20 protein-coding genes are annotated in these 19,010 nt (G+C 60.2%); 12 read left to right on the top strand and 8 right to left on the bottom strand.

What is annotated here, in order from left to right; genetic code table 11:
- A complete protein-coding gene (gene moaE / locus KGB07_RS11395; protein WP_223465436.1) occupies positions 1 to 453 on the top strand; it encodes a molybdopterin synthase catalytic subunit MoaE in 453 nt (150 codons plus the stop codon).
- A gap of 287 nt (positions 454 to 740) precedes the next feature.
- Entirely contained in the window at positions 741 to 1,517 is a 777-nt protein-coding gene (locus KGB07_RS11390) for an ABC transporter substrate-binding protein (protein ID WP_046041969.1), read from the top strand.
- A 113-nt stretch (positions 1,518 to 1,630) separates the two neighbouring features.
- Here the strand turns inward: KGB07_RS11390 and KGB07_RS11385 are convergent, their stop codons facing one another.
- From KGB07_RS11385 to KGB07_RS11365, 5 genes are all read right to left on the bottom strand, one after another.
- On the bottom strand, positions 1,631 to 2,272 hold the full coding sequence (locus KGB07_RS11385) for a transcriptional regulator (RefSeq protein ID WP_046041970.1): 642 nt from the start codon (positions 2,270 to 2,272) through the stop codon (positions 1,631 to 1,633).
- 90 nt (positions 2,273 to 2,362) lie between these two features.
- Complete coding sequence (locus KGB07_RS11380; protein ID WP_046041971.1) at positions 2,363 to 3,490, bottom strand: NAD(P)/FAD-dependent oxidoreductase; 1,128 nt, start codon at positions 3,488 to 3,490, stop codon at positions 2,363 to 2,365.
- A gap of 60 nt (positions 3,491 to 3,550) precedes the next feature.
- A complete protein-coding gene (locus tag KGB07_RS11375; RefSeq protein WP_223465435.1) occupies positions 3,551 to 4,495 on the bottom strand; it encodes an ornithine cyclodeaminase family protein in 945 nt (314 codons plus the stop codon).
- A 136-nt stretch (positions 4,496 to 4,631) separates the two neighbouring features.
- Complete coding sequence (gene rhlB / locus KGB07_RS11370; protein ID WP_223465434.1) at positions 4,632 to 6,122, bottom strand: ATP-dependent RNA helicase RhlB; 1,491 nt, start codon at positions 6,120 to 6,122, stop codon at positions 4,632 to 4,634.
- Positions 6,123 to 6,220: 98 nt separating this feature from the next.
- Positions 6,221 to 6,877: an alpha/beta hydrolase gene (locus KGB07_RS11365; RefSeq protein WP_046041974.1), complete on the bottom strand. Its 657-nt coding sequence runs from the start codon at positions 6,875 to 6,877 to the stop codon at positions 6,221 to 6,223.
- 467 nt (positions 6,878 to 7,344) lie between these two features.
- On the opposite strand from KGB07_RS11365, the gene KGB07_RS11360 reads away from it, so the two are divergent.
- The 9 genes from KGB07_RS11360 (at position 7,345) to KGB07_RS11320 (ending at position 15,717) form a co-directional block, all read left to right on the top strand.
- Positions 7,345 to 8,376, top strand: coding sequence for an amino acid ABC transporter substrate-binding protein (locus KGB07_RS11360; protein ID WP_046041975.1), 1,032 nt, complete (start codon positions 7,345 to 7,347; stop codon positions 8,374 to 8,376).
- A 65-nt stretch (positions 8,377 to 8,441) separates the two neighbouring features.
- A complete protein-coding gene (locus KGB07_RS11355) occupies positions 8,442 to 9,623 on the top strand; it encodes an amino acid ABC transporter permease (protein WP_046041976.1) in 1,182 nt (393 codons plus the stop codon).
- Between the two features lie 10 nt (positions 9,624 to 9,633).
- Complete coding sequence (locus KGB07_RS11350; RefSeq protein WP_046041977.1) at positions 9,634 to 10,731, top strand: amino acid ABC transporter permease; 1,098 nt, start codon at positions 9,634 to 9,636, stop codon at positions 10,729 to 10,731.
- A gap of 30 nt (positions 10,732 to 10,761) precedes the next feature.
- Entirely contained in the window at positions 10,762 to 11,526 is a 765-nt protein-coding gene (locus tag KGB07_RS11345; RefSeq protein ID WP_223465433.1) for an amino acid ABC transporter ATP-binding protein, read from the top strand.
- Between the two features lie 279 nt (positions 11,527 to 11,805).
- Positions 11,806 to 12,465 carry a FadR/GntR family transcriptional regulator gene (locus KGB07_RS11340; RefSeq protein ID WP_046041979.1) on the top strand — a complete coding sequence of 220 codons (660 nt, stop codon included), beginning with the start codon at positions 11,806 to 11,808 and terminating at the stop codon, positions 12,463 to 12,465.
- The gene (locus KGB07_RS11335; protein WP_223465432.1) at positions 12,455 to 13,759 is read left to right on the top strand and encodes a CynX/NimT family MFS transporter; all 1,305 of its coding nucleotides are present in this window, start codon (positions 12,455 to 12,457) and stop codon (positions 13,757 to 13,759) included. The genes KGB07_RS11340 and KGB07_RS11335 overlap by 11 nt, the downstream gene beginning before the upstream one ends.
- 111 nt (positions 13,760 to 13,870) lie before the next feature.
- Positions 13,871 to 14,341: a nuclear transport factor 2 family protein gene (locus KGB07_RS11330; protein WP_046041981.1), complete on the top strand. Its 471-nt coding sequence runs from the start codon at positions 13,871 to 13,873 to the stop codon at positions 14,339 to 14,341.
- A gap of 40 nt (positions 14,342 to 14,381) precedes the next feature.
- On the top strand, positions 14,382 to 14,693 hold the full coding sequence (locus KGB07_RS11325) for a GIY-YIG nuclease family protein (RefSeq protein WP_223465431.1): 312 nt from the start codon (positions 14,382 to 14,384) through the stop codon (positions 14,691 to 14,693).
- 88 nt (positions 14,694 to 14,781) lie between these two features.
- The gene (locus KGB07_RS11320; protein WP_223465429.1) at positions 14,782 to 15,717 is read left to right on the top strand and encodes a glutathione S-transferase family protein; all 936 of its coding nucleotides are present in this window, start codon (positions 14,782 to 14,784) and stop codon (positions 15,715 to 15,717) included.
- A 175-nt stretch (positions 15,718 to 15,892) separates the two neighbouring features.
- Here the strand turns inward: KGB07_RS11320 and KGB07_RS11315 are convergent, their stop codons facing one another.
- Positions 15,893 to 16,243 (bottom strand): glutaredoxin family protein, encoded by a 351-nt coding sequence (locus KGB07_RS11315; protein ID WP_046041984.1) that lies wholly within the window; start codon positions 16,241 to 16,243, stop codon positions 15,893 to 15,895.
- The gene (gene yejK / locus KGB07_RS11310; protein ID WP_008018580.1) at positions 16,243 to 17,247 is read right to left on the bottom strand and encodes a nucleoid-associated protein YejK; all 1,005 of its coding nucleotides are present in this window, start codon (positions 17,245 to 17,247) and stop codon (positions 16,243 to 16,245) included. Before yejK ends, KGB07_RS11315 begins: the two co-directional genes overlap by 1 nt.
- A gap of 396 nt (positions 17,248 to 17,643) precedes the next feature.
- On the opposite strand from yejK, the gene KGB07_RS11305 reads away from it, so the two are divergent.
- Positions 17,644 to 17,925, top strand: coding sequence for an HU family DNA-binding protein (locus KGB07_RS11305; RefSeq protein WP_007905514.1), 282 nt, complete (start codon positions 17,644 to 17,646; stop codon positions 17,923 to 17,925).
- Between the two features lie 72 nt (positions 17,926 to 17,997).
- On the opposite strand, the gene rlmF is transcribed toward KGB07_RS11305, so the two are convergent.
- A partial coding sequence (gene rlmF, locus KGB07_RS11300; protein ID WP_223465427.1) for a 23S rRNA (adenine(1618)-N(6))-methyltransferase RlmF occupies positions 17,998 to 19,010 on the bottom strand: 1,013 nt, incomplete at its 5' end.

Genomic DNA, 19,010 nt, shown 5'->3' with positions numbered 1-19,010 from the left:
ATGGCGATTCGCGTGCAGTCCACCGCGTTTGACCCGGGGGCCGAAGTCAACGCCATGCACGATGCCAATGTCGGCGTGGGTGCGGTGGTGAGTTTTGTCGGCTACGTGCGCGATTTCAATGACGGCCTCGACGTTGCCGGAATGTTCCTCGAACACTATCCGGGCATGACCGAAAAGGCCTTGGGCAAGATCGCCGTCGAGGCCGAGCAGCGCTGGCCGTTGCTCAAGCTGGAAGTGCTGCACCGCATCGGCGCCTTGGAGCCGGGCGAGCCGATTGTCTTCGTCGGCGCGGCCAGCGCCCATCGTCAGGCGGCCTTCGACGCCTGCGCCTTTGTCATGGATTACCTGAAAACCCGTGCACCGTTCTGGAAGAAAGAAATCACCAGTGACGGGCCGCGTTGGGTCGAGGGGCGTGACAGTGATCATGCGGCGGCGGATCGCTGGAAGCAGTAATTTCTGCGGCGTCTCTGATTAAGCCATCGCGAGCAGGCTCGCTCCTACAGTAGATATGTGTTCGCAGGACCACTGTGGGAGCGAGCCTGCTCGCGATGGCGTCATCTGCACCACTAAAAATCTTGCTGATCCACCACCCGACCATCGGCCGGCACGGGCTGCATTTGCCTCATTGACGATTAATACATAAAAGTCCAGTATGGAATTATAAGTACAAAAAAGGTTTCCACCCGTTTCAGCTTTTTCTTCTGTCTTGCCAAACCAACAACAACCGCGAGAAAACGAACATGAAGAAGTTCCCCCTCATCACCGGTCTGGCCCTGAGCCTGTTGGCGTGCAGCGCTGTGTTCGCCGCCGAGAAAACCTTGCGCATCGGTATCGAAGCGGCGTATCCACCGTTCGCCTCGAAAACCGACAAAGGCGAAATCGTCGGTTTCGACTATGACATCGGCAACGCCCTGTGCGCGCAGATGAAGGCCAAGTGTGTGTGGGTCGAAGGCGAGTTCGACGGTCTGATTCCTTCCCTGAAAGTGAAGAAAATCGACATGGCGCTGTCGTCCATGACCATCAACGAAGACCGCAAGAAGTCGGTGGACTTCACCCACAAGTACTATTTCACTTCGTCGCGTCTGGTGATGAAGGATGGTGCGGTGGTGGATGATCAGTACGCCAGCCTCAAGGGCAAGACTGTCGGCGTGCAGCGCGCCACCACCACCGACCGTTACGCCACCGAGGTGTTCGAGCCCAAGGGCATCAACGTCAAGCGCTACAGCAACAACGAAGAAATCTACATGGACCTGGCAGCCGGCCGCCTCGACGCGATTTTTGCCGACACCATTCCACTGAATGACTTCCTGTCGATGCCGCGTGGCAAGGGTTACGCCTTTGCCGGGCCGGAGCTGAAAGATCCGAAGTATGTGGGCGAGGGTGCGGGGATTGCGGTGCGCAAGGGCAACACCGAACTGGTCAGCGAGCTGAACACGGCCATTGATGGCATTCGTGCCAGTGGGGAGTACCAGAAGATTTCGGACAAGTACTTCAAGTCCGATATCTACGGCGACTGATCAACCGCTTTCGCGAGCAGGCTCGCTCCTACAGGGTACGGTGTACACCGATCCATTGTAGGAGCGAGCCTGCTCGCGATGAGGTCAGATCAAACACTACAAAATCTCCGGGCCTAGCCCTTCAATTCCTTCAAATGCTTGTACACCGTCGCCCGGCCCATGTTCAGCACATTGGCCACGTAGTTCGAGGCGCTTTTGCCCTTGAACGCGCCTTCGGCGTGCAGCGCCAGCACCAGTTCCCGCTTGTGGTCGCGAGTCAGCAGATTCAGGCTCAACTGGCGCTCGCGCAGCCAGGCGTGGAGGAAGGTGTTGATCCGCTCCTGCCAGTCATCGCGAAACAGTGAATCCGGTTGCGGGATCAGCTTGGTCGGCGACAGGAACAGGTCCAGGGCGGCCTTGGCATTTTCGAACAACGAAATGTTCAGGTTGATGCACAGCACCGCCAGTGGACGACCTTCGCTGTCCCGTAGCACCGTGCTGAGGCTGCGAATCTTCTGACCATCCCAGTTGAGCTTTTCGTACGGCCCGATGTTTCGTTCGCTGACATCGTCGCTGAGCATGTCTTCCAGCGCCGAGTCGTCGCCGATTTCCCGCTTGGACAGGTTGTTGGCGATGTAGTCGACCTTTTGCGTGCGCAGGTCGTGCAGCACCACTTCGGCGTGGGGGAAAAACAACGTGGCGATGGCGTCGGCGATCGCGTGGAAGTTATCCAGGGACGTGTCGTCCAGGGCCGAGTCTTTTTCGGGGGCGTTCATTCAGTGGAACTCCAGGCAGCGTCAGCGCCCCATCAAAGGGGCGCTGAAAGTGTGCCGTAAACGTGTGGGCACGTCACCTGAGGATCAGGATCAGCCGAGGCGGGCAGGGGAGAGCATTTCGGCATTCAGACCGAAATGGCTGAGCGACTCGGGCAACGCGGCACCGCGCACCAGTGCCGCACTGGCCTGGCCCATGGCCGGCGAGGTCTGGATGCCATAACCGCCCTGTGCCGCGACCCAGAACAGCCCCGGTACCTTCGGATCGAAGCCGGACAGCAAGTCGCCGTCGCTGACGAAGCTGCGCAGGCCGGCCCAGGTGCGGGTCGGGCGGCGAATGGTCAGGGTCGTGGCTTCTTCGATCTGGTAGATGCCCATGGCGATGTCCAGTTCTTCGGGCTGCACATCGTGGGGTTCCACCGGGTCGGCGTTGGCCGGCGAACCGAGGAACATCCCGGCGTCGGGTTTCATGTAGAAGGATTCGTCGAGGCTGACCAGCATCGGCCAATGATGGATGTCCACGCCTTCGGGGCCGGCGAAGATGAAAGCGGCACGGCGTTTGGGTTGCAGGCCCAGGGGCTTGGCGCCAGCCAGTTCGCCGATCTTGTCGGCCCAGGCGCCGGCGGCGTTGATGATGATCGGCGCGCTGAAGGTCTGGCTGCCGGTCTGGACGTGCCATGTTCCTTGGTCGTCGCGGCTCAGGCTGACGACTTCGCTGTCGGTATGCACTTCGCCCTGGTTGCGGCGGATACCGCGCAAATAGCCCTGGTGCAGGGCATCGGTGTCGATGTCGCTGGCGGTCGGGTCGTAGATGGCGCCGTGGACCTTTTCCCGGCGCAGGACCGGCACCAACGCGCAAGCCTCGTCGACGCCGAGCAATTGCATCTCCGGCACCGTGGTTTTTGCGCTCTGGTATTGCCTGTTCAGTTCGTCCGGGTCACCGGTCAGGTCCACGGTCATTTCACCGCGCGGGGTCAGCAGCGGGTGCTCGCAGAAACCGCTGGGCGGGTTGTCGAAAAAGTCCCGGCTGGCCAGGGTCAACGCCCGCACTTGCGGGGTGCCGTAGGCGGCGGTGTATAGCGCCGCCGAACGGCCGGTGGAGTGATAGGCCGGATGGGATTCGCGTTCGAGCACGATCACGCGGCCGTGCTGCGACAGCCAGAAACCCGTGGAAGCACCGGCAATCCCGCCGCCGATGATGATGAAATCTGCCTGGCTCATGAACGTCTCCTGTAAAGCACAATGCCGGAATTATGGTGATCCCCTGTAGGGGCCGAGATGTCAGCGGGACAGGCGATAGATCGCATTGGCCAGCGCAATGTCTTCCAGGCCCAGGCCGATGGAGCGGAAAAACACATGGCGATCGTAATCAGGGCGCAGGACTTTTTCGCTGAGCAGGTCGGCCAGGTCGCCGACAATCGCGCCCTTGTCCCAGCCGTGCTGTTCGGCGGCGATCAGCATTTCACCGGCCGAGCCTGGGGTGGTCAGGCGATAGTCGCAGAACACCTGCATGTCGTTCAGGCACTGCGGCGGCACTTCGTGGGCGCGCGGTGCGTTGGTGCTGATGGAGGTGATCAGCGCCGGTTTGCGCAAGCTCGATGGATCGATCACCGGACCGGCGGACGAGGTGCAGAGCATGATCACGTCGGCGTCCTGAACGGCTGCTTCACGACTGTCGACGATGTTCAGGCGTGGCTCGATGTTTTTCAGCAGGCTCACGGTTTCGGCATCTTCGCTCAAGCTCGGCGAGTACAGGCTGATGCTCTGCCAGTCACGCAGGCCTTTCACGTAATGCAGGTGCGCCTGGGCCACTTTGCCGCTGCCGATGATGGCCAGGCGAATGGCTGTGAGTGGCGCGAGGGCATCGACCGCTACGGCGGTGGTCGCAGCGGTGCGCGCTGTGGTCAGTTCGCCGGCATCGCACAGCAATAGCGGCTGACCGGTCTGCATCGACATCAGCAGCGTCCACGCCGTCACCAGCGGCCCTTGTTCACGGACGATGTATGGCGACGTCTTGATCCCGTACACACCGTCTTCAGCCAACACGCCCAGGTAGTTGATGAAATCGCCGGCGCCCTGTGGAAACTCCACCAGTTGTTGCGCCGGTTGTACGGCCTGCCCGGCGGCCAGGTCGCGGAACAGTTTGCGCAGGATCTGCGGCACATCGACCTGCGCCAGTAGCTCGCGAGCCTGGGCTTGAGGGATCACTTGGGGCGTGCTGGACATGGTCGGCTCCGGAGTTGAAAGTAAACTAATTTGTCCATTATGGACTTTTAGATATCCGCCGCAAGCTCCTGTTGAAAAATCCGGACGAAAAAAAAGCGCAGTCCGTTGCCGGCTGCGCTTGTCTTTTCAGCGTCGCTTAATGAGGACGCTTGCGTTCAACGGCCCGCAACAGGTGGGTCGGTGGCGTTTCACAGCTGATCTTGCGCCCCAGCTTTTCCTCGATGGACGGTAGCTGGTAGGAGTCGTCTTCACCGGCAAAGCTGATGGACACGCCGTCGGCACCCGCACGACCGGTACGACCGATGCGGTGCACGTAGTCGTCCGGCACTTCCGGCAGGGTGAAGTTAATCACGTGACTGATGCCGTCGATATGGATGCCGCGACCGGCCACATCGGTGGCGACCAGTACGCGGATCTTGCCTTCGCGGAAGCCTTCGAGGGTCTTGATGCGCTTGTGCTGCGGCACGTCGCCGGACAGTTGCGCGGCGTTGATGCCGTCACGCACCAGGCGTTCTTCGATGCGCCGCACTTCATCCTTGCGGTTGGCGAAGACGATCACCCGCTCCCAACCGTTGTCGTTGACCAGGTTGTAGAGCAGTTTGTACTTGTCGGCACCGGCCACCGCGTAGATGTGCTGCTCGACGTTTTCGTTGGCCACGTTCTGCGACTCGATCTCGACGATCGACGGGTCGGTGGTCCATTGCTTGGCCAGGTTCATCACGTCTTCGGTGAAGGTCGCGGAGAACAGCAGCGTCTGGCGCTCGGACTTCGGCGGCGTCTGGCGAATGATCTGGCGCACTTGCGGGATGAAGCCCATGTCGAGCATGCGGTCGGCTTCGTCGAGCACCATCACTTCGACCATGTCCAGGTGCACGTCGCCGCGCTGGTTGAAGTCCAGCAAGCGGCCCGGCGTGGCCACGAGGATGTCGCAGTGACGGGCTTCGAGGTGCTTGAGCTGTTTGTCGAAGTCCATGCCACCGACGAACGTCATGACGTTGAGGCCGGTGTACTTGGTCAGGTCGGCGGCGTCCTTGGCGATCTGCACCACCAGTTCGCGGGTCGGCGCGATGATCAGTGCCCGTGGCTCACCCATGTAGCGCTCTTTTGGCGGCGGGGTTTGCAGCAACTGGGTGATGATCGAGACCAGGAACGCAGCGGTCTTGCCGGTACCGGTCTGGGCGCGGCCGATGGCGTCTTTGCCCGCGAGGGTGAAACCCAGCACCTGGGCCTGGATCGGCGTGCAATACGGGAAGCCCAGGTCCTGGATGGCGTGCATCAGTTCCGGGGCGAGTTTGAAATCGTGGAAGCGGGTCTTGCCTTCCTGGGGCTCGACGACGAAGTCTTCGAGTTTCCATGGGATGACCGGTGCCTTGGGCTTGGGTTCGCGGCGAGGTTTGGCGGGTTTCGGCGTTTCGCTGAGCGGCTGCTCCGGGGCTGTTATCGCCGCAGGCTGGTCAGCTGTTGCGGTCTTCGGCTCATGCTTGGGTGCCGCCGTGGCGGTGGCTCGTTCAGACTGAATACCGTCGGTGCGGTGGCCGGGAGCGTGAGACGCAGGGCTGGGAACTGGCGCGAGTTGCTCAGTCTCGCTTTTACCGAACATTTTCTTGAGTGCTTTGAGCACGGTCATCTCATCAATTGATTAAGGAATGTACGCCGGCCAGTGTAATGCAAGAATCGGGCGCGGCGTAGTGGGATGGATCAAAGGGCGCTTTTAAACAGAAATGCTTAACGCAAGCGCTCGGCGAGCCAGACGCCGATGTCGCGAATTTCTTCGGGTAACACTTCGTGACCCATTGGGTATTCCTGCCATGTCACGGTGACACCACGCAGCTTCAAATGCTCGTAGGCGCTGCGCCCCATCGAGTTTTGCACCACATCGTCGTACTGGCCGTGCATCGACAGCACCGGAATCCGCTGCTGGCTGGCGGACAGTTGCAGTTCGTCGCTGAAGGTCGGTGCATAAGTAGAAAGGGCAACGACGCCACCCAATGGGCCCTGCCATTTCAGAAACGCGGCGTGGAAAACCACGGCCCCGCCCTGGGAAAAACCGGCCAGGAAAATCCGCGAAGCGTCTATTCCGCTGGCTCGCTGCACTTCGATCAATTCAATGACGCGGTCTGCCGACACTTCCAGTTGCTCACGGTTGATCGCGCGCGCCGGGCTCATGGCCAGGATGTCGTACCAGCTCGGCATCTCGTAGCCGCCGTTGATAGTGACAGGGCGATGCGGTGCCTGCGGGAGAACGAAGCGGGTACTCAGCAAGGTTTCCTGCAGCGCTTCGGCCACCGGCAGGAAGTCGTAGCGATCGGCGCCCAGGCCGTGCAGCCATATAACGCAGGCGTCTGCGGTCTTTACGGGCTGAAGAATCAAGGGCTCGGTCATGTCTGCTCCAATGTTGTGCGTGCGCTCTCATTGAGTGCGAGGTCTGAGTGCGCGTCTGGTTGATCAGTTACGAAGATGTCGCAAGGTTACAAGTTTTGCTATTGACCTGTCCCGGAACCGCTTTGGCAAGCAGTGTGGTACGGGCTTTGCTATGGGGAAACGGTGCAACCCATCTCGCGCCCGGCGGTAACACTATCAGTGTAATGCCGACTGCGGGATAGCAATGAATCCGGTGATGGATGTTCGCCAATGGCCGCTACGGGGCTTCGCGAACGTGAAAGGGCTACAGCCCGTTCGGCCGACTGGTGAGAGCGAGTTTTCCATGACGTGGATTTTCTCCTACTAGACTCATAGCTAACGTCTTACGTCGGTTGACCCCAAAACAAGCCAACACGGGTCGACTACGCCTCAAAAGGGTGCGACAGGACTCACGCTCCGACACAACAAGAGCAAAACTGGAGGTTTGAATGAAGATGTTGAAATCCACCCTGGCTATCGTGACTGCAGCCGCAGTACTCGGTGTCAGCGGGTTTGCCCAGGCGGGCGCAACCCTGGATGCAGTGATGAAGAAAGGTTTCGTGCAGTGTGGCGTCAGCGATGGCTTGCCAGGCTTCTCGGTTCCGGATTCCACCGGCAAGATCGTGGGTATCGATGCTGACTACTGCCGTGCAGTAGCAGCGGCTGTCTTCGGCGACGCGACCAAGGTCAAGTTCAGCCAGTTGAACGCCAAGGAGCGCTTCACCGCGCTGCAATCCGGCGAAATCGACATTCTGTCGCGCAACACCACCATGACCAGCTCCCGTGACGCGGGCATGGGCCTGAAGTTTCCAGGCTTCATTACCTACTACGACGGCATCGGCTTCCTGGTAAACAACAAGCTGGGCGTCAAGAGCGCCAAGGAACTGGACGGTGCGACCATCTGCATCCAGGCCGGTACCACCACCGAGCTCAACGTTTCCGACTACTTCCGCGGCAATGGCCTGAAGTACACCCCGATCACCTTCGACACCTCCGACGAAAGCGCCAAGTCGCTGGAATCCGGTCGTTGCGACGTACTGACCTCCGACAAATCCCAGCTGTTCGCCCAGCGCAGCAAGCTGGCTTCGCCGAAGGACTACGTGGTTCTGCCGGAAACCATTTCCAAGGAGCCTCTGGGCCCGGTCGTGCGTAATGGCGACGACGAGTGGCTGGCCATCGTGCGCTGGACTGGCTACGCCATGCTCAACGCTGAAGAAGCCGGCATCACTTCGAAGAACGTCGAAGCCGAAGCCAAGGGCACCAAGAACCCTGACGTTGCCCGTCTGCTGGGTACCGATGGCGAGTACGGCAAAGACCTGAAAGTGAAGAAAGACTGGGTCGTGCAGATCATCAAGCAAGTCGGCAACTACGGCGAAGTGTTTGAGAAAAACCTCGGCAAGGGCACTCCGCTGGAAATCGACCGCGGGCTGAACGCCCTGTGGAACGCTGGCGGCATTCAATACGCACCACCAGTGCGCTGATGGTTCTATCACCCGGTGGGCCAACCACCGGGTGATGTTCTGTTCCATTATTTCCGGGGCACTTCATGCAAAATTCAATCGGCGCACCAAAGCAGAGGCTCAGCCTCAGCGATCCACGTGTGCGTGCTTGGCTATTCCAGATCATCACCATTGTCGCGGTGGTCTCGATGGGCTGGTATCTGTTCGATAACACGCAGACCAACCTTCAGCACCGGGGCATTACCTCGGGCTTCAGTTTTCTGGAGCGCAGTGCCGGTTTCGGCATCGCTCAACACCTGATCGACTACACCGAATCGGACACTTACGCCCGGGTGTTTGTCATCGGCCTGCTCAACACCTTGCTGGTGACTTTCATCGGCGTGATCCTGGCGACGATCCTGGGTTTCATCGTCGGTGTGGCGCGGCTGTCGAAGAACTGGATCATCGCCAAGCTGGCGACGGTGTACGTGGAAGTCTTCCGCAACATTCCGCCACTGCTGCAGATCCTGTTCTGGTACTTCGCGGTGTTCCTGACCATGCCGGGGCCGCGCAACAGCCATAACTTCGGCGACACCTTCTTTGTCAGCAGCCGTGGCCTGAACATGCCCGCCGCTCTGATGGCGGATGGTTTCTGGCCGTTTGTGGTCAGCGTCGTAGTCGCCATCGTCGCCATCGTGCTGATGAGTCGCTGGGCCACCAAGCGTTTCGAAGCCACCGGTGTGCCGTTCCACAAGTTCTGGGTCGGGCTGGCGTTGTTCGTGGTGATCCCGACACTGGGCGCACTGATCTTCGGCGCACCGCTGCACTGGGAAATGCCGAAGCTGCAAGGCTTCAACTTCGTCGGTGGCTGGGTGCTGATCCCGGAACTGCTGGCGCTGACCCTGGCCCTCACCGTGTACACCGCGGCATTCATCGCCGAAATCGTGCGCTCGGGCATCAAGTCGGTCAGCCATGGCCAGACCGAGGCGGCGCATTCCCTCGGCCTGCGCAACGGTCCGACTCTGCGCAAGGTGATCATTCCGCAAGCCCTGCGCGTGATCATTCCACCGCTGACCAGCCAATACCTGAACCTGGCGAAGAACTCCTCGCTGGCGGCCGGTATTGGTTATCCGGAAATGGTCTCGCTGTTTGCCGGTACGGTGCTGAACCAGACCGGCCAGGCGATCGAGGTGATTGCCATCACCATGAGCGTGTACCTGGCGATCAGTATCAGCATTTCCCTGCTGATGAACTGGTACAACAAGCGCATTGCGCTGATCGAGCGGTAAGGAAAAGCGCATGAGTACTCATACTTTCAAACCTGACATGCCTCCACCGGGCCGCAGCATCGGCGTGGTGGCGTGGATGCGCGCGAACATGTTCTCCAGCTGGCTCAACACCCTGCTGACCCTGTTTGCGTTCTACCTGATCTACCTGGTGGTGCCGCCGATCCTGCACTGGGCGATCCTCGACGCCAACTGGGTGGGCACGACTCGCGCCGACTGCACAAAGGAGGGCGCCTGCTGGGTGTTCATCCAGCAGCGCTTCGGCCAGTTCATGTACGGCTACTACCCACCGGAACTGCGCTGGCGCGTGGACCTGACGGTGTGGCTGGCGATCGTCGGCGTGGCGCCGTTGTTCATCTCGCGCTTTCACCATAAAGCGGTGTACGGGCTGAGCTTCCTGGTGCTGTACCCGATCTTTGCCTACTTCCTGTTGCACGGCGGCATCTTCGGCCTGACCAACGTGGCGACCAGCCAATGGGGCGGCTTGATGCTGACCCTGGTGATCGCCACTGTCGGCATCGCCGGCGCGCTGCCACTGGGGATCGTCCTGGCCCTGGGCCGTCGTTCGAACATGCCGGCGATTCGCGTGGTCTGCGTGACCTTCATCGAGTTCTGGCGCGGCGTGCCGTTGATCACGGTGCTGTTCATGTCCTCGGTGATGCTGCCGTTGTTCCTGCCCGAAGGCATGAACTTCGACAAACTGCTGCGGGCCCTGATCGGCGTGATCCTGTTCCAGTCGGCGTACGTGGCCGAGGTGGTGCGCGGCGGTCTGCAAGCGATTCCCAAGGGTCAGTACGAAGCTGCTGCGGCGATGGGCCTGGGCTACTGGCGCAGCATGGGTCTGGTGATTCTGCCGCAAGCCCTGAAGCTTGTGATCCCCGGCATCGTCAACACCTTCATCGCACTGTTCAAGGACACTAGCCTGGTGATCATCATCGGCCTGTTCGACCTGCTCAACAGTGTCAAGCAAGCCGCCGCCGACCCGAAATGGCTGGGCATGGCCACCGAAGGCTATGTGTTCGCCGCCCTGGTGTTCTGGATTTTCTGTTTTGGTATGTCGCGCTATTCCATGCATCTGGAACGCAAGCTCGACACTGGCCACAAGCGCTGAAGCGCCGTACCTAATTTAGGAAGTTCTCTTATGAGCGAAGCAATCAAACAGCCTGTGAGCCCTGAAGGCATTATTCAGATGCAGGGCGTGAACAAGTGGTACGGCCAGTTCCACGTGTTGAAAGATATCAACCTCAACGTCAAGCAAGGCGAGCGTATCGTCCTGTGCGGGCCGTCGGGTTCCGGCAAGTCCACCACTATCCGCTGCCTCAACCGCCTGGAAGAACACCAGCAGGGCCGCATCGTGGTCGATGGCGTGGAACTGACCAACGACCTCAAGCAGATCGAGGCGATCCGCCGTGAAGTCGGCATGGTGTTCCAGCACTTCAACCTGTTCCCGCACCTGACCATTTTGCAGAACTGCACGCTGGCGCCGATGTGGGTGCGCAAGCTGCCCAAGCGCAAGGCCGAGGAAATTGCCATGCACTACCTGGAACGCGTACGCATTCCGGAGCAGGCGCATAAATTCCCGGGGCAACTGTCCGGCGGTCAGCAACAGCGTGTGGCGATCGCCCGCGCGCTGTGCATGAAGCCGAAAATCATGCTGTTCGACGAACCAACCTCGGCACTCGACCCGGAGATGGTGAAAGAGGTACTGGACACCATGATCGGCCTGGCTGAAGACGGCATGACCATGCTCTGCGTAACCCACGAAATGGGCTTCGCCCGCACAGTGGCCAACCGCGTGATCTTCATGGACAAGGGCGAAATCGTCGAACAGGCTGCGCCGAACGACTTCTTCGACCATCCGCAGAACGAACGCACCAAGCTGTTCCTGAGCCAGATCCTGCATTGATCGAACCCAGGCACTGAAATAAACCCGGACCGAGTTCCGGGTTTATTTTTGCCTGAAATTCAAGCTTTTCTGTGGCGAGGGAGCTTGCTCCCGTTGGGCTGCGTAGCGGCCCTAAAGTCTTCAAAATCATGGACGATTGTGAGTGCTGCGCACTCAAGCTGGAGCAAACTCCCTCGCCACAATTGCCTGCTTCATTGCATCTTTGTGGTTGCCCAGTGGGAAAATGCTGACTAACATGTCAGAAAATTCATCCTATGATTGGATGAAAGGGCGAATTCCATGTCAGAAATTTCTCCATTGGTGAAACGATCCCTGGTCGATCAGGCTCTGGATCAGTTGCGCCTGCGCATCAACCAGGGCACTTGGGTCGTGGGCCAGCGTTTGCCCACCGAGCCTGAGTTGTCCGCCGAGCTGGGCATCAGCCGCAACACCGTGCGTGAAGCCATGCGGGTGTTGGCGTTTTCCGGGTTGATCGAGATCCGTCAGGGCGACGGCAGCTACCTGCGGGCGGTGGTCGATCCGCTCGATACCTTGAAGGCGCTGTCCCGTTGTTCACTTGAACAGGCCAGGGAAACCCGGCACATCCTCGAAGTCGAGGCCATTGGCCTGGCGGCAATGCGCCGTACCGACGAAGACCTGGTGGCATTGCGCGAGGCCCTGGGCGTCAGCGGCAGCCACTATCACGGCGATCTCGACACCTACATCGCCTGCGACCTGGTGTTCCACCGCCGTCTGGTGGACGCCGCGCATAACCCGACCCTCAGCGAGTTGTATCGCTATTTCTCCAGCATCGTCGGCGCGCAATTGCGCCAGACCCTGAGCATCGTCCCGCGCCGTCAGGAAGTGTTCGACCTGCACATCGAGCTGCTCGATGCCGTCGAACAACGCGACCCGGAACGGGCCAAAGCCCTGTCGAGGCAGTTGATCAATGAACCTTGAAACCGAGAAGTCCATGCACCGCAGTGAGTTATCCACAGCCTCCAAACGTTCGACCGAACTGGAAGAGCTGCTGATCGATGCCGAGGCCGATGACGAACAGGTCCAGCAAACCCACCCGATTCTGCGCCGCCCCTGGCTGTTGCTGCTGGGCCTGATTCTGGTGGCGCTGAACCTGCGCCCGGCGCTGTCGAGCATGGCGCCGATGCTCAGCGAGGTCTCGAAGTCCCTTGGCTTGTCGGCGTCCGCGGCGGGATTGCTGACCACGTTGCCGGTGCTTTGCCTTGGCCTGTTTGCACCGTTGGCACCCGTGCTGGCGCGGCGATTTGGTGCGGAGCGGGTGGTGCTGGGCATTCTCCTGACCCTGGCGGGCGGGATCATCCTGCGCAGCTCGTTCGGTGAGATCGGCCTGTTTGCCGGCAGTGTGCTGGCCGGTGCCAGCATCGGCGTTATCGGCGTGTTGCTGCCGGGCATCGTCAAGCGCGATTTCCCGAAACAGGCCGGGACCATGACCGGCGTCTACACCATGGCCCTGTGTCTGGGTGCGGCGATGGCGGCGGGTGCGACCGTGCCGTTGAGTGAACACTTCGACAAGAACTGGGCGATGGGCCTAGGTTTGTGGGTCATTCCGGCATTGGCGGCTGCGCTGTTCTGGTTGCCGCAAGTCGGCCAGAAACACGGCGCGCACAACGTGGCCTACCGCGTTCGGGGATTGCTGCGCGATCCGCTGGCCTGGCAGGTGACCCTGTACATGGGCTTGCAATCGTCCCTGGCCTACATCGTGTTCGGCTGGTTGCCGTCGATCCTGATCGGGCGCGGCCTGACCCCGACCCAGGCCGGACTGGTGCTGTCGGGTTCGGTGATCGTGCAACTGGTCAGCTCCCTCGCCGCACCATGGCTGGCGACGCGCGGCAAAGATCAGCGCCTGGCGATTGTGATCGTGATGGCCCTGACCCTCGGCGGTCTGTTCGGCTGCCTTTACGCCCCGATTGAAGGTCTGTGGGGCTGGGCGATCGTGCTGGGGTTGGGGCAGGGCGCCACGTTCAGCCTGGCATTGACCCTGATCGTGCTGCGCTCGCGGGACTCCCATGTCGCGGCGAACCTGTCGAGCATGGCCCAGGGCTTCGGTTACACCCTGGCGTCCATGGGGCCGTTCGCGGTCGGCATCGTGCATGACTGGACCGGCGGCTGGACGGCCGTGGGCTGGATCTTCGGTGTCATCGGCCTTGGTGCGATCCTTGCCGGTCTGGGGGCCGGACGTGCGTTGTACGTGCAGGTCGAAAGCGAAAAGGTCTGATCCCCACACACTGTCGGTATTCGTCCTGCGAATGCCGATAGTGTTCGACCCATTTGCAGACTATCGTGCAGGCAATCTTTCGATACCCATTGCACAACAGGGAGTCTGCCCATGAGTGAAGTCCACAGCGCTTTGATCACCCGCTTCTACCAGGCCTTCCAGCGTCTCGATGGCGAAGCGATGGCTGCCTGCTACACCGATGACGTGGTGTTCAGTGACCCGGCGTTCGGCGAGCTTCGTGGTCGTGATGCTGGCGATATGTGGTGCATGCTCACCACTCGCGCCAAGGATTTCTCCCTGACCTTCGATCATGTCCGTGCCGATGATCGTACCGGTAGCGCCCATTGGGTCGCGACCTATCTGTTCAGCCAGACCGGCAATACTGTGGTCAATGACATCCAGGCACGCTTTGTCTTTCGCGATGGCAAGATCTGCGAGCATCACGACAGTTTCGACCTGTGGGCATGGTCGCGTCAGGCGTTGGGTTTCAAAGGCCTGCTGCTGGGTTGGACGCCACTTGTACGCAACGCCGTTCGCTCACAGGCCCTGAAGGGGCTGAAGGCATTCCAGGCCAGTCGCTGATAAGATCGCGGCTTGTTTCCTTTCAAGCCCTGATCGTTACGTGACCACCCTCAGCGAAAGCCCCGTCGACGCCGATACCCCCGCGAGCAAAACCTGGTTCGTCTACCTCGTTCGAGCGGCCAACGGTTCGCTCTATTGTGGGATCAGCGATGATCCCGTGCGTCGCTTCGCCAAGCATCAAAGCGGCAAGGGCGCGCGATTCTTTCTTTCCAGCCCCGCCATGGCCCTGGTCTACACCGAACGCTGCCGTGACAAAAGCGATGCGTTGCGTCAGGAACGGCTGATCAAGAAACTCAAGAAGAGCGCCAAGGAATGCCTGGTGGCGAGCGCAGCCCCTGGCTTATCAATTTGACTGATCGGTTCCCATCAGGCAGATCTGTAGGCTGCCAGGTGATTGCGCGCTAAGCTGCGGACTCCTGATTCTTGCGGCGGAGCCGAGCATGTCCGAGTTGATTCTGCATCATTACCCGACGTCCCCCTTTGCCGAGAAGGCCCGCTTGCTGCTGGGCTTCAAGGGCTTGTCCTGGCGTTCGGTGAAGATCTCGCCAGTGATGCCCAAACCGGATCTCACGGCGTTGACCGGTGGCTACCGCAAGACCCCGGTGTTGCAGGTCGGTGCCGATATCTATTGCGACACGGCATTGATTGCCCGGCGACTCGATCAGGAAAAGGCCTTGCCGGCGTTCTTCCCGGAAGGTCAGGAAATGATCACTGCGTCGTTTGCCGCCTGGGCTGATTCGGTGGTGTTCCAGCATGCGGTCAGCCTGGTGTTCCAGCCGGAATCGATAGCGGTGCGCTTTGGCAATTTATCGCCGGAAGCGATCAAGGCGTTTCTGGCCGACCGTGCCGGTTTGTTCAGTGGTGGCAGCGCGACAAAATTGTCTACCGAACAGGCGAAGCATCAGTGGCCAACGATCATGTCGCGACTGGAGCAACAGCTGCAGCGCGAGGAGGGTGACTACCTGTTTGGCGAGCCATCGATTGCCGACTTCGCTCTGGCCCATTGCCTCTGGTTCCTCAAGGCCACGCCGGTGACGGCTCCGCTGGTCGAAGCTTATCCGGCAGTCAATGCATGGCATGCGCGGGTGTTGGGCTTCGGTCATGGTGCGTCCAGCGAGATGACGTCCGAGGAGGCACTGGAGGTTGCGCGCACGTCCACGCCAGCGGCATTGCCGGATGAGCAATTCGTCGATCCCAATGGATTCAAGGCAGGGCAGCGGGTAGTGATCGCAGCCACGGACTACGGTGTGGATCCGGTGGCCGGGGAGTTGTTGTTTGCCGGCCGCGAAGAGCTGATTGTGCGACGAGAGGACGAGCGTGGCGGTGTGGTGCACGTGCACTTCCCGCGGTTTGGTTTCCGGATTGAAGTGCAGTAACCGTCGTAACAGATATGGGTTTTGACTCGAACCTGTGGCGAGGGGGCTTGCCCCCGTTGGGCAGCGAAGCGGCCCCAGTATTTCAATGGGCCAAATCGCATTTGTAGGATTGCGACTGCTGCGCAGCCGAACGGGAGCAAGCCCCCTCGCCACAGGGTTGGGTGAATCTGATGGGTTACTTCAACGCCGCCAGAATCGCATCCGGGTCATACCCGCGAATCAGTGTCCCGTTCACATCGATGATCGGAATGCCGCCACCGCCCAGCGCCTGATAGTCCCCGCGCGCGACGGCATCCTTCTCGATATCGAATTCCTTGTACGCAATGCCTTTCTGATCGAGGAAGCGCCGGGTCAGCTTGCAGTAACCACACCATTCGGTGGCGTAGAGCACGACATTGGCCTTGGCCTGGGTCTGCTCCGGCACCACTTGCGATGGGTTGAACACCCGCTCGATCTTGCCCCAGTTCTGATAGGCCACGACCACCAGCAGGATCAGCAGGAATTTCTTCAGTACGCCGCCGAGCATCAGTTGCGACGCTTCAGCTGATCGGTGAGCGAAGTGGGCAGGCCCTTGATGATCAACGTGCCGGCTTCTTCGTCGTACTCGATCTTCGAGCCCAGTAGGTGCGCTTCGAAACTGATCGACAGGCCTTCGGCGCGGCCGGTGAATCGGCGGAACTGGTTCAAGGTGCGTTTATCGGCCGGGATTTCCGGCGAGAGGCCGTAATCCTTGTTGCGGATGTGGTCGTAGAAGGCCTTCGGGCGTTCTTCGTCGATCAGCCCCGACAACTCCTCCAGGCCCATTGGCTCACCGAGCTTGGCCTGGCTGCTGGCGTAATCCACCAGGGTCTTGGTCTTCTCGCGAGCGTCGTCTTCCGGCAGGTCTTCGCTTTCAACGAAATCGCTGAAGGCCTTGAGCAGGGTGCGGGTTTCACCCGGACCGTCGACGCCTTCCTGGCAGCCAATGAAGTCGCGGAAATACTCAGAAACCTTTTTGCCGTTCTTGCCTTTGATGAACGAAATGTACTGCTTGGATTGTTTGTTGTTCTGCCACTCGGAAACGTTGATCCGCGCTGCGAGGTGCAACTGGCCAAGGTCGAGGTGGCGGGACGGGGTCACGTCCAGTTCGTCGGTCACGGCCACGCCTTCGCTGTGGTGCAGCAGGGCGATAGCCAGGTAGTCGGTCATGCCTTGCTGATAGTGTGCGAACAGCACGTGGCCGCCGACCGACAGGTTCGATTCTTCCATCAGCTTTTGCAGATGCTCGACCGCCACGCGGCTGAACGCAGTGAAATCCTGGCCGCCCTCGAGGTACTCCTTCAGCCAGCCGCTGAACGGGAACGCGCCGGATTCCGGATGGAACAGGCCCCAGGCTTTACCCTGTTTGGCGTTATAGCTTTCGTTGAGGTCGGCGAGCATGTTCTCGATGGCCGCGGACTCAGCCAGTTCAGAGTCACGGGCGTGGAGAACTGCGGGTGTGCCGTCGGGTTTTTTGTCGATCAGGTGGACGATGCAATGACGGATCGGCATGGGCTTCTCGGCTGAATGAGGAGAGGAGGGCGTGCTCCCCCGAAAAAGCGCCCAGTGTACCGCAACCACTGGTTTTGGCGCGGTGCGAAGGGCAATTGAAGGGCGACCGACGGCGCTTATGCAGTTTTTTCCTGTTTTAGCGCAATAAAGCTGACCAAATGGGTAGCTAGAGGCGGATATTTCCACGCCTGTGTGCTAGCTTTGCCCGGTCTTGCGCGAAGTCACTGCGTTAAGCGTGCAGTCAGCATTTGTCAGGTCGAACCAAACCCTGATTTCGGTATCTATAACCCCGATCCCGAGGTTATTTGGCCGAGGGTGCCAGATCCAAAAGATCGGGCTCGATGGCTGACATTGCACTCTGCAATCCATATGAATTTGATAGGGAAGGAACACTAAATGGCTCTTACTAAAGACCAACTGATCGCCGACATCGCTGAAGCTATCGACGCGCCGAAAACCACCGCGCGTAACGCTCTGGACCAACTGGGCCAAATCGTTGCCGATCAGCTGGAAAACGGCGGCGAAATCACTCTGCCAGGTATCGGCAAACTGAAAGTGACTGAGCGTCCTGCCCGTACTGGCCGCAACCCTTCGACTGGCGCCGCCATCGAAATCGCTGCCAAGAAAGTGATCAAGCTGGTTGTGGCCAAAGGCCTGACCGACGCTGTTAACAAGTAAGACTTGTTAAGAAAAAACCGTGCACCGGAGCGATCCGGGCACGGTTTTTTTGTGGGCGCGATAAAGCGCTCACTACGCTGAAGCGTTGCTCCATCGTGCCTGGCGCCAGGCCTCTTGCTGCGCTTTGGTCTGGAAGGTCCAGGCGACGAAGCGGCTCTGCTTCTGCCCTTGGGACATTTCCACTACCTGGCTTTCCAGGGCGCCGGCCTTTTTCAGGGCGGTCTGGATCGCCGGCAGGTTGGACGCCTTTGACACCAATGTACTGAACCACAGCACTTGCTGAGCGACCTGCACGCTTTCGCTGACCAGTTGGGTCACGAAGCGTACTTCACCGCCTTCACACCACAACTCGGCCGACTGGCCGCCAAAGTTCAACACCGGCAGCTTGCGTTTCGGATCGGCTTTGCCCAGGGCGCGCCATTTGCGCGTGCTGCCCCGCGTGGCCTCGTCCAGCGAGGCGTGGAATGGCGGGTTGCACATGGTCAGGTCAAAGCGCTCTGCGCTCTCCAGCAGGCCTGTGAGGATCTGCTTGGGATTGCTCTGCTGGCGTACCTGGATCGCTTTGTTCAGGCCATTGGATTGAACGATGGCCTTCGCCGCGGCGATGGCGGTCGCATCGATATCGGAGCCGAGGAACTGCCAGCGATAGTCGCTGTAACCGATCAGCGGATACACGCAGTTGGCGCCCATGCCGATGTCCAGCACCTTCACGGCGGCGCCACGGGGGATCACGCCGTCATTGCCACTGGCCAGCAGGTCGGCGAGGAAGTGCACGTAATCGGCGCGGCCTGGCACCGGCGGGCACAGGTAGTCGGCCGGGATGTCCCAGTGAGCGATGCCATAGAACGACTTGAGCAGCGCCCGGTTGAACACCCGCACGGCTTCCGGGCTGGCGAAGTCGATGCTTTCCTTGCCGTAAGGATTGATGATCACGAACTTCTTCAGTTCCGGCGCGCTTTTGATCAGCGTCGGAAAGTCGTAGCGACCCTGATGGCGATTGCGCGGGTGCAGGCTGGCCTTTTCCTTCGGGGTGACGGCCGTGGCCGGGGTCTTGGGGGCAGGCTTTTTGCGCGCAGGCTTGGGGG

Source organism: Pseudomonas sp. GL-RE-26 (assembly GCF_019956275.1).
In the GTDB taxonomy this organism is placed as follows: domain Bacteria; phylum Pseudomonadota; class Gammaproteobacteria; order Pseudomonadales; family Pseudomonadaceae; genus Aquipseudomonas; species Aquipseudomonas grandcourensis.
Note: the sequence above shows the minus strand (reverse complement) of the source record. Positions and strands in the feature narration are given on the sequence as shown.